General features: G+C 34.7%; 8 protein-coding genes. 1 reads left to right on the forward strand and 7 read right to left on the reverse strand.

The annotated features are described in order from the left end of the window. Positions 1 to 97: 97 nt before the first annotated feature. The 5 genes from H626_RS0109545 to H626_RS0109565 all read right to left on the reverse strand — a co-directional run bounded on the left by H626_RS0109545 (position 98) and on the right by H626_RS0109565 (position 6,629). The gene (locus tag H626_RS0109545) at positions 98 to 1,897 is read right to left on the reverse strand and encodes an ABC transporter ATP-binding protein (RefSeq protein WP_027109163.1); all 1,800 of its coding nucleotides are present in this window, start codon (positions 1,895 to 1,897) and stop codon (positions 98 to 100) included. Next, complete coding sequence (locus H626_RS0109550) at positions 1,897 to 3,648, reverse strand: ABC transporter ATP-binding protein (RefSeq protein ID WP_027109164.1); 1,752 nt, start codon at positions 3,646 to 3,648, stop codon at positions 1,897 to 1,899. Before H626_RS0109550 ends, H626_RS0109545 begins: the two co-directional genes overlap by 1 nt. Positions 3,649 to 3,920: 272 nt before the next feature. Further along, entirely contained in the window at positions 3,921 to 4,151 is a 231-nt protein-coding gene (locus H626_RS0109555; RefSeq protein ID WP_027109165.1) for a YneF family protein, read from the reverse strand. A gap of 161 nt (positions 4,152 to 4,312) precedes the next feature. After that, positions 4,313 to 6,310 carry a transketolase gene (gene tkt, locus H626_RS0109560; RefSeq protein WP_027109166.1) on the reverse strand — a complete coding sequence of 666 codons (1,998 nt, stop codon included), beginning with the start codon at positions 6,308 to 6,310 and terminating at the stop codon, positions 4,313 to 4,315. A gap of 79 nt (positions 6,311 to 6,389) precedes the next feature. Continuing rightward, positions 6,390 to 6,629, reverse strand: a complete 240-nt coding sequence (locus H626_RS0109565) for a DUF896 family protein (protein ID WP_027109167.1) — start codon at positions 6,627 to 6,629, stop codon at positions 6,390 to 6,392. Between the two features lie 193 nt (positions 6,630 to 6,822). Here H626_RS0109565 and lexA point away from each other — a divergent pair, with 193 nt between their 5' ends. After that, positions 6,823 to 7,452, forward strand: a complete 630-nt coding sequence (gene lexA, locus H626_RS0109570) for a transcriptional repressor LexA (protein ID WP_027109168.1) — start codon at positions 6,823 to 6,825, stop codon at positions 7,450 to 7,452. A gap of 45 nt (positions 7,453 to 7,497) precedes the next feature. On the opposite strand, the gene H626_RS0109575 is transcribed toward lexA, so the two are convergent. Further along, a complete protein-coding gene (locus tag H626_RS0109575) occupies positions 7,498 to 8,010 on the reverse strand; it encodes an adenine phosphoribosyltransferase (protein ID WP_027109169.1) in 513 nt (170 codons plus the stop codon). 15 nt (positions 8,011 to 8,025) lie between these two features. Beyond that, positions 8,026 to 10,353: a single-stranded-DNA-specific exonuclease RecJ gene (gene recJ / locus H626_RS0109580; protein WP_027109170.1), complete on the reverse strand. Its 2,328-nt coding sequence runs from the start codon at positions 10,351 to 10,353 to the stop codon at positions 8,026 to 8,028. Positions 10,354 to 10,891: the final 538 nt, after the last annotated feature.

A 10,891-nucleotide genomic window follows, 5' to 3' on the forward strand; every position in this document is an offset into this window, starting at 1 on the left:
CGAGCTTCCTTTCACCCTTACTATACCTCTATAAAAGAAAAATAGTAGGTAAAAACCACCGTCGTGGTCTTTACCTACTAATCTTAGTATGTTTTTATTAATGTGCTTCAGTAGAAATATCTTGCATTTCATACATCTCTCGGTAAGCCCCATTTAATCTGATTAGTTCAGCATGATTGCCTCTTTCAATAATCTCACCCTTATCCAAAACTAAAATTGTATCTGCATCTTTAATAGTGGAAAGACGATGAGCTATGGCCACTGTCGTTCTCCCTTTACGCATATTTTCAAGACCTTCTTGAATCAATGTTTCAGTCTCCGTATCTATATTAGCAGTTGCCTCATCTAATATTAATATTTTAGGATCGCGTACAATTGTACTGGCGAAAGAAATTAATTGTTTTTGACCACTAGAATAACTGGCTCCTCTTTCAACGACTTTGGCATTATACTGATTGGGCAAATCTTTTATAAAGGAATCTGCTTGAACAAATCTTGCAGCTCGAACAATCTCTTCATCCGTTATTTTATCATTTTTCAACCGGATGTTGTCCTTGATCGTACCGTAAAATAAAAATGAATCCTGTAAAACTAAGCCGATTGATTTTCTCAAAGAAGTTAAGGGATAGTTTCGTATCGAAATTCCATCTATCAAGACTTCTCCTGATTGGAATTCATAAAATCTCATGAGAATATTAATAATGGAACTTTTCCCACTCCCAGTGTGACCTACAAGAGCAACTGTTTCTCCAGGATTTACAGTAAAACTAATATTGTGCAAAATTTCATTTTTCCCATCATATGAAAAAGAAACATTTTTAAATTCAATTTTCCCTTTGTCAATTTGGATCGTTTCGTCTTTAGTATTTTCAACATAACCTGGAGTGTACTCTTTCGTATCGAGTATTTTTAGAATACGCGAACTGGAAACTATACCGTCTTGGAAAAGACTCATGCTATCCATCAATCTTGTCAATGGTTTAAAGAAATCATTTGCATAAGTAGTGAACGCATAAATCACACCTACTTCTACTATCCCTATAAATGAATTAAATCCAAATATCCCCAATATGATTATTATAGAAAAAGTATAGAGCAAATTAATTACAGGACTAAGCAACAAAGCATTAATTTTTGTCATGGAAAAACGGTCATCAAAATATTGTTTATTCACATCTTCAAACTCTTCTTCCAATCTCTTTTGCTGCCTGAACTGTTGGATGATAGCTATTCCATTAATCGCCTCTGCCAACTTAGTGTTTAACCTGCTCAATTTACTTTTCATACTTTGATAAGTTTTTGAACTTTTTTGTTGATAGACTCTCATGATGATCAACAAAATTGGAACAAATAAGATAATACCTAATGCCAAACTTTTATTTAATAGATACATTCCTATAAAAGAAGCAATCAAGCCAAATACACCTTGTAAAATTGTCAAGAAAACATTCCAAAAATCTTTGAGAGCCTCTGTATCATTTGTTATACGCGTAATTAGCCACCCGGAAGAGGTCTGATCAAAATACCGCATGCCTAATTTGTGAATATGAGTAAAGAGGCTGTCACGCATATTTTGAATTGTCTTTTCCGACGCCAAATTAAAAAGATATAAGTTCAAATACCACATGACCATTTTGAATAATGTAAGAAATAAATAGAGAAGAGAAAAGTTAACCAGCACTGAAGTATTTATCAATCCACTTGTTAAATAATCATCTATAAAAATTTGGATTACTCTTGGCATGATTGTATTAACGATCGTTAATACAATTCCCATGAGAATACCCCAGAAGAACATTTTTTTATACGGCATTGAAAATTGTATGATGCCTTTAAATATTTCCCACTGTTCTTTGAGAGGAATTGAACGATAATTAGAACGCTCTGTATTTTCCATTAAACTAATTCCTCCCCTTTCTGTGAAGCAAGTTTTTGCTGTTCAAACATTTCTTTGTACCATCCGTTATTCTGTAACAGCTCATCGTGTGTACCTCGTTCAACAATTTTCCCATTTTTTAAAACGATTATTTCTTCAGCATGCATGACACTACTGATTCTATGTGCTGAAATAATAGTTGTATGATTGTCTCTTTGTTTTTTTAAATTAGCTAATATATTGCTTTCTGTTTCTGCATCTACTGCAGATAACGAATCATCAAGAATTAATATTTCTGGATTTGAAGCCATAGCCCTCGCTATAGACACTCTTTGTTTTTGACCTCCAGATAAGGAAACACCTCTCTCGCCTACTTCAGTTTCATATCCCATAGGCAAATCCTCTATATCTTCATGAACAGCTGCTAACTTCGCAATTTCTCTAACTTTATCTTCGCTCATCGTTGGGTCTGCAAAACGAATATTGTCTAAAATGGACAGCGAAAACAAATAATTGTCCTGAGGTACATAACCTATATGAGATAATAAATTATCTAGTGAAAAATTCCTAATATCTGTTTGATTTATAATGATTTCTCCTTTATATGAGTCAAATTCCCGCATTAAAAGTTTGAATAACGTAGTCTTTCCAGCGCCAGTCTTTCCAACAATACCTAACGTTTTTCCTTCTTCGATCTCAATATGGATATTTTCCAACGCTATTGCATCATCTTCAGGATATGAAAATGAATCAATTGAAAAAGTAATATTTCCTACTGCTGGAGTCTCTGTGGGATTAGAAGATTCAATAATAGAACTTTCTTCTTTGAGTAATGTATTGATTCGATCGTAACTTGCGCTTCCGCGTTCAATAATATTGAATAATCTACCTACAGCTAGCATAGGCCAAATGAGCATACCAATATAATTAATGAAAGTGACGAAATCACCTACCGTAATTTCTTCAATTCGTATCAAGTTCCCGCCCACAATAATAGTTAAAACATAGGCAAAACCTATAATCAATGTAATCGCAGGATCGAACAAAGAATCAATTTTATAGACTTCTCTATTTTTTTGCAAAACATTTTCTGTTTCCTCTTTAAACTCGATAACGTCTTCTTTTTCATGACCAAATGTTTTTAAAACTTTTATACCTTGAATCGTTTCTTGTACTTTATCATTTAACGAAGAAAAAGCGGCTTGGGCATCACGGAATCGATTGTGTAATGCGCTCCCTAAAAACCTTGAAATCACAGCCAACAATGGCAAAGGCAGTATGGCAATCAACGTTAACCTCCAATCAACCACAAAAATCATGGCTAAAATTGTTGTAATTCCAACACTCGTTGCGTCTGCAATCATCAATATACCACCGCCAGCTACCATCCGAATCCCTCTTAAATCATTGGTCGCATGTGCCATTAAATCCCCGGTTCGATATTTTTGGAAAAAAGGACTATCCATTTTCATAAAATGATTAAATAGACGGCTCCGTATTTTTCTCTCTAACTTGGCTGCATTACCCCAAATTCTGACTCTCCATATATAACGCAACACATATTGACTCAATGCAGAGGCAAATAATAAAATCAACCACAGTGATAGAGATCTAGTTGTAAGAGTATCTTGGGCAATTTCATCCACAACGATCCCTATTACTCTAGGTGGGATCAATCCGATAATAGCTACCAAAAACAACGAAATAATTCCAATAATATATGACCTTTTTTCCTCTTTAAAAAACCATTGAAGCTGCTTGAAAATGTTCATGTTATTCACTCATTTCTCACCGTTAATTTTATAAAATTTCTCTTTGTTTATAATTGTATAGAAAAGGGCCACAGGAAGCTATTTTTTTGCTTAAAAGCAAGCCACTACTATTTAATCATCCATGAATTCGAAAAGCTGCGTATCTCTTGATAGACGAAAAAGAAATATGTTTACCATTGGTAATTAGTGGCTAGATTACGTTATTAAAATACAGTTTAGTCCAATTTGGTTGTGAAAAAAGACTAGAACATTTGTCCTAGTCTTTTAAATCTTTATTTCTTTTTTTTCTTTTGTTGTGATTTCATTGATGATAACATCTGTTGAATCTTCTTCTCAGAAGGTTTTTGTCCCATTTGAATCATCATCATTCTTAGTGTGTTTTCATCAATAGGTGGATTATCTTCAAAATAACTCATCATGTACTTACGCGATAGAAAGAATCCGGCTACCCCACCTGCTAATAGTGCTAAAATAATTAAAACAATTGCTAATCCTGTATTCATTTGATTCGTCAACTCCTTTCATACTTTCAATTAATCATTTTACCGAAAATTCACTAAAAAATAAACAGAAATCTGTGAATTTTTCAAAATCACAGGTTTCAATTTTTTCATAAACTAATTATCTTTTATGAATAATAAAACTCAGAATTTCATCAAAAAATTTATTTTAGAGATTCAAAAGTAGCTACTACATTTTCAACAGTGAAACCATATTCTTTTACGATAGTTTCTCCATCACCACTTGATCCATATTTATCGATACCTAAAACTTTTCCTTTAGATCCAGCATAGCGGTGCCATCCGAAGCTTGCTCCCATTTCAATAGCCACACGCTTAGAAACACTTTCAGGTAATACGTTTTCTTTATAGGCGTCGTCTTGTTCTTCAAATAGTTCCATGCTTGGCATAGAAACTACTGATACATCAATTCCTTTTGTGCTTAATTGTTTTTGTGCTTCCATTGCAAGAGAAACTTCAGATCCTGTTGCAATTAAGATACCATCAGGCGTTTCAGCTTTTGATTCAGAAAGGACATATGCCCCTTTTTGCACAAGGCTTCTTGCTTTTTCTTTAGTTCCTTCTAGTACAGGTAGATTTTGACGAGTAAGAACTAAAATCGATGGTTTGTTTTGAGATTTAATTGCAATTTCCCATGCTGCTGCAACTTCATTCCCATCAGCAGGACGTATTATGTTTAAATTAGGCATTCCTCTGAAACTGGAGAGATGTTCAACAGGCTCATGAGTAGGCCCATCTTCTCCTACAGCTATAGAATCATGCGTCATAACAAAGATTGATGGAAGATGTGATAACGCAGCTAAACGTACTGCTGGTCTTAAGTAGTCTGTAAATACAAAGAATGTTGCAGCGTACGATTTTGTTCCACCGTGTAACATAATTCCGTTTAAAGCGGCTGCCATGGCAAATTCACGGACACCGTACCAAATATTTCTACCCTCGTATTGTCCAGGTTGGAAATCTTTTTCTCCGTTAATCATCGTTTTATTAGAACTTGACAAATCAGCTGCTCCACCCCACAAATTAGGAATAGTTTTAGCTAATGCATTCAGTACCTCGCCACCAGTGCTACGAGTAGCAGCGGCTTTATCATCTGGAGAATATACTGGCAAACTTGAGTCCCAATCTTCCGGTAACTTGTCATTTACTGCATTTTCAAATTGAGCTGCTAGTTCTGGATAAGCTTTTTTATACTCTTTAATCATGTTGTTCCACTCAGATTCATTTTTAGCACCATTCAATTGAATAGTCTCTTTAAATCTTTTGCTAACTTCTTCCGGAACGTAGAACTCTTTATTTTCCCATCCATAAGCTTCTTTAGCAGCTTTCACTCCTTCAGGACCTAAAGGTGCTCCATGAACGTTGTGTGTTCCAGCATTCGGTGCGCCAAACCCAATCACAGTTTTCACTTCAATCATGGTAGGTTTTGAAGACTCAGCTTTTGCATCTTCGATTGCTTTATTAATAGCATTCAAGTCATTGCCGTCTTTTACTAAGATGTGGTGCCAACCATATGCTTCAAAGCGGTTTTTCACATTTTCTGTAAATGCTTTTGAAGTAGGTCCATCTAAAGATATGTCATTGGAATCGTAGAACATAATCAATTTATTTAATTTTAAATGTCCGGCAAGACTTGATGCCTCATGAGAGAGTCCTTCCATTAAATCACCATCACCACATAAAGCATAAGTATAGTGGTCTACAATTGAAAACTTTTCTTTATTATATGTTGAAGCTAAATGTGCTTCTGCCATAGCCATACCTACTGCGTTTGCGATCCCTTGTCCCAGAGGACCAGTTGTCGCTTCAACACCGTCAGTCATATGAACTTCAGGATGTCCTGGAGTTTTACTCTCAAACTGTCTAAAGTTTTTCAAATCTTCCATAGAGACATCGAAGCCTGAAAGGTGTAATAAACTGTACAACATCATTGAGCCATGCCCAGCCGACAAAACAAAGCGATCTCGGTTAAACCATTGAGAATTTTTTGGATTGACCTTCATGTGTTTTGTCCATAAAGCGTAAGCCATCGGAGCGGCTCCCATTGGTAAACCGGGGTGACCAGAATTAGCTTTTTGGATCCCATCGATACTTAAAGTACGAATTGTATCGACTGCTTTTTGATCTATATTATCGAACAAATATATCATCCTCTCAAATTTACTAACATTATCATTTTACTATTCTTTTCCTTTTATTTCAACGCTTTCATGGACATATTTATCTATCATGAAGCCCTTTTTCTTTTTGGATTTTTTTTAATTTTTCTGGGGTAACATCGTTTCCCTCTTCATCGATCACTTTCATGCCTTCAATATGATTTCTCATACCTGAACGAAAAGTTTTGATATATTCTTCTCTTAACTCTTTTTGTTCCTTCGTTTCTTCTTCAGAAAGACCTTTATCTCGCTTTTTTCTAGCTAAAACATTGATGCGATCTAATTTTTCTTTTGATAACATACTTTTCCTCCCCATATTTGTATTCACTCATTTACTATAGCACATTTTCCGACTATCTTTAAACAAAAAAAACGAACATCTGTTTGATTCCTACTCATTCCTATGCTATAATTTTGTTAGATAAATTTTTATTCAATAAAAATGAAATAAAATAGATTTTTAAGAAAAAACATTTTATAAAAGAGGTGATCATATGGTTAACAAATCCGCTAAAAGACAATTAGAAGTCCTAAAGTACATTCATAAGCGCGTAATTGATAATGGATATCCTCCAACAGTAAGAGAAATCGGCGAAGCAGTATCTTTATCGTCAACCTCAACTGTTCACGGGCATCTTTCACGTTTAGAAAAAAAAGGCATGATTCTTCGAGATCCTAGCAAGCCACGTGCAATTGAGTTAACAGCTGAAGGATTAAAAGAAATCGGCCATAATCCAGAAGAATCCTCCATCCCTCTTCTAGGCGTAGTTGCCGCCGGAGAACCAATCTTAGCTATCGAAGAAGCAACGGATTATTTCCCAATACCTAATGATTTTGAAAGTGAAAAAGGATCATTATTTATGTTAACAATTAAAGGAGACAGTATGATCAACGCGGGTATTCTCGATGGAGATCAAGTTATTGTCCGCAAACAATCAACTGCAAATAATGGAGAAATTATTATAGCTTTAACTTCAGAAGATGAAGCTACCTGTAAGAGATTTTATAAAGAACACGATTTTATTCGTTTAGAGCCAGAAAACGACTTATTAGAATCGATTATATTGGAAGATGCAACGATTTTAGGAAAAGTTGTCGGCCTATATAGGAATACGATTATCTAAATAAAAAAGGAAGAAAACCGATAATGGTTTTCTTCCTTTTTTTATTTAAAATTCCATAAGAGTCAACATATCGTAATCTTTTATTTTTTCTCTTCCCTTAAGTTCGGTTAATTCTATGAAAAATGCCGTTCCCACAACAATACCACCTAATTTTTCAATAAGTTCAATAGTTGCTTTGATTGTTCCACCAGTAGCAAGTAAATCATCACACACTAATACTTTTTGGCCAGGTTTTATAGAGTCCTTATGCAACTGTAATACATCTTTTCCATATTCTAAACCATAATTCACTTCAACAGTTTCTCTAGGTAATTTCCCTTTTTTTCTACAGGGTGAAAAACCAATTCCAAGTTGGTATGCCACAGGGCAACCTACTATAAATCCTCTAGCTTCAGGTCCAACAATCATATCTACTTCTTTATCACGTGCATACTCAACAATTTTTCTAGTCGCATATTGATATGCTTCCCCATCTGCCATTAAAGGGGAAATATCGCGAAAAATAATTCCTTCCTCAGGAAAGTTGTCTACTCTAGCGATGTAATCTTTTAAATTCATTATCAAAAAATCCTCCTATGAAACCGGCACTGATTGCCAATTTTCAATTTCTTTAACTATACTTTCAAAATGCGAATAGAGTAAAAATTCTTCAGCTTTCATCTGCTCTGTTCGAATCTTGTAGCTTTTTGTGTCCGCTAAATCCTTATTACTAGGATTATTCACAAGTTGAACTAATCCATCTTCCATTTTAACAAAGTTTGCATCAAAAAACACAGAAATCATAAATTTTAAGTGTACAATATTAATTTTCATAAATTTACTTAGTGTAGAAAGACTATTTAAATCAACATTTTTATGCGAACCCAAATATTTATACAATTGTTTGAATTCACTATGCTTGGGTAATCCATTTACATAATAATCATTTTCAGAATAAAAATAACAAATTATTTGACTTTTAGTATTATTCGAAACAACCGTTTTAAAATCATCTACTGAATGAGGGCAATCTACAAATATGAGTTTGTCCGAAGTTGCCTTATCCTTTTCTCCAGTTAATTCATTAATATTACAGGCATTCGAATTTGTCGGAATCTCTTGTTTATATTTGGCATATAGTTCTTTCTGAAAAAATATATACGTAGAATTTTCAATTGACCAGTCAATAGATTTTAAAGATTTTGTTCTTCTGTCAATTATCACCGCAGAAGTGACTAATAAATCTTCTAACATTAATTGTGTTTTTTTGTTCCCGTTCCATTCATTGATATCCAATTTTCCAATTACTGAAACTTTAGGGGAACTATCCAGATAATCATACATTTTGCCAAATTGGAATCCAATAACATCCAGGAACTTATTTGAATCCGACAATGAGAATTTCAAGTGGTTCTTATCCGCACCAATTTGTCTAACTTGAGTACTCACGAGATTCTCTAAAAGGAAGGTTGGTTGAGGATTTCCTGTACCAAAGGGAGCCAATTTATTTAATTCTTGTATTGACTCTATAGTTATATCCTTGATCTGTATGCTAGCATCAACTGTCAACTGCGATTTCCAATTGTCAGCATCCCATCTTTGTAGAGCTTGTTCGTTCAACTTGTTTTCAAACTCGGTCAGATTCTCTATTGGTAATGATAAACCAGCAGCCATATGATGACCACCAAAAGCAGTCGTTAGACTAGCCAATGGCGATATGGCTTCGTATAAATTATACGGATCGATACTTCTAGCTGACCCTTTGGCTTTATTATTAGTTGTATTTATCGATAAAAGAATGGTCGGTTTATTATATTCTGCTACAATTCTACTAGCCACGATACCCAGTACACCCTCATGCCATCCTTCTTTTGCCAGAACAAAAACTGGTTTGCTTTCTTTCAAATTTTCAATCATAATTTTTGCTTCTTTTGCAATAGATTCGACGATTGCTTTTCTCTGAATATTTTGGGATTCTATAAATTCAACTAGCTCTGCCCCTTTTTCCGGATCAATTGTTGTAAGTAATTCGACCGCTGGTTTTGCATCGCCCAATCTCCCTACTGCATTCAATCTTGGACCGATTTTGAAGCCTACATCCTTCTCATTGATAGTATGTTTATCGAGTTGGATTTTATCAAATAAATAATGCAACCCAAGACGCTTTGTTTTTTGTAGCATCTTTAGTCCTTGTTTAACAATCAGTCGATTTTCATCTACTATTGAAACTAAATCTGCGATTGTTCCTAAAGCTACCAAGTCGAAGAACTCCAACGGTACTTCACCTAATAATGCACTGGCTAATTTAAAAGCAACCCCTGCACCGGCTAAATCCCCAAAAGGGTACTCACCCGAAGGATGTCTAGGATGGATAATTGCATATGCCTCTGGTAAGTCATCTGGTATTGCATGGTGATCGGTTACGATCACATCTATATTCATTTCGTTAGAGCGTCTAATCGCTGCATGTCCTGCAATTCCGTTATCACATGTTAGAATTAAAGACGTGCCGGATTCTATTATTTTTTCAAACACTTTAACATTGGGTCCGTATCCTTCTTCAAAGCGATTCGGAATATAATAATCCACTTCTGCACCCATGGTCAGCAAAGTTTCATAAAGGATAGCTGTACTGGTTACACCATCTGCGTCATAATCTCCATAAACAGTAATTTTTTCTTCCTTAATTAGTGCTTCTTCAATCCGTTTAACTGCTTTTTCCATATCGAAAAATAAAAAAGGATCATGAAAACTCTCAGGATTAATTTCTGTAAACTGCTCAAGTTTTTCTTTTGTTGTATGTCCTCTTTGACAACTAATAATTGCCATTATTCTCGAAATATTTGCTGTTTTCATCAAATATTCAATGTCTTCCTCATTGGGTTGTTGTAAAATATTCCATTCTTTTTTTGATTCCATCATCAACTTACCCCCTAACTAGTTAATTATAGCAAACAATCTTACACTTGCATACCTATTCAAATAATATTAAGAATAGAGTTTGACAAAAAGCATTCATCCCAGAATATAGCTCCACATACACTATCCGTAAGTTCCTAACGCAACAATTGCTACAGAAACTGGAGCTGATACACTAAAGATAATTGCAATTCATGAAATGAAAACATACTAAGATTAGTAGGTAAAGACCACGACGGTGGTTTTTACCTACTATTTTTCTTTTATAGAGGTATAGTAAGGGTGAAAGGAAGCTCGACTGAAGCCTCAGGGACTATGAGTCCGAAACAAAAACTGAGCTCCCTCACTGTCATTTCTAAATCAGGTTTAAGTATGTGGGACCATGAGTCCGAGTACAGGAAATAAGACACGAAATGAAGCAGTGATGGTCTTTCAATACAAAAGAAAGCGAGGAATAATATGACTTATGTACTAGCTTTAGATGTTTCTATGGGGAAAAGTTATGCCGTCATCTATGAAGATGAAACGTGCTTGTGGGAAG

Source organism: Lacticigenium naphthae DSM 19658 (assembly GCF_000425865.1).
Lineage (GTDB): Bacteria > Bacillota > Bacilli > Lactobacillales > Carnobacteriaceae_A > Lacticigenium > Lacticigenium naphthae.

Coding starts and splice junctions, on each gene's coding strand:
- H626_RS0109545 (WP_027109163.1), bottom strand. CDS start 1,897: ATGGAAAATACAGAGCGTTCTAATTATCGTTCAATTCCTCTCAAAGAA.
- H626_RS0109565 (WP_027109167.1), bottom strand. CDS start 6,629: ATGTTATCAAAAGAAAAATTAGATCGCATCAATGTTTTAGCTAGAAAA.
- H626_RS0109550 (WP_027109164.1), bottom strand. CDS start 3,648: ATGAACATTTTCAAGCAGCTTCAATGGTTTTTTAAAGAGGAAAAAAGG.
- H626_RS0109555 (WP_027109165.1), bottom strand. CDS start 4,151: ATGAATACAGGATTAGCAATTGTTTTAATTATTTTAGCACTATTAGCA.
- H626_RS0109575 (WP_027109169.1), bottom strand. CDS start 8,010: ATGAATTTAAAAGATTACATCGCTAGAGTAGACAACTTTCCTGAGGAA.
- lexA (WP_027109168.1), top strand. CDS start 6,823: ATGGTTAACAAATCCGCTAAAAGACAATTAGAAGTCCTAAAGTACATT.
- recJ (WP_027109170.1), bottom strand. CDS start 10,353: ATGATGGAATCAAAAAAAGAATGGAATATTTTACAACAACCCAATGAG.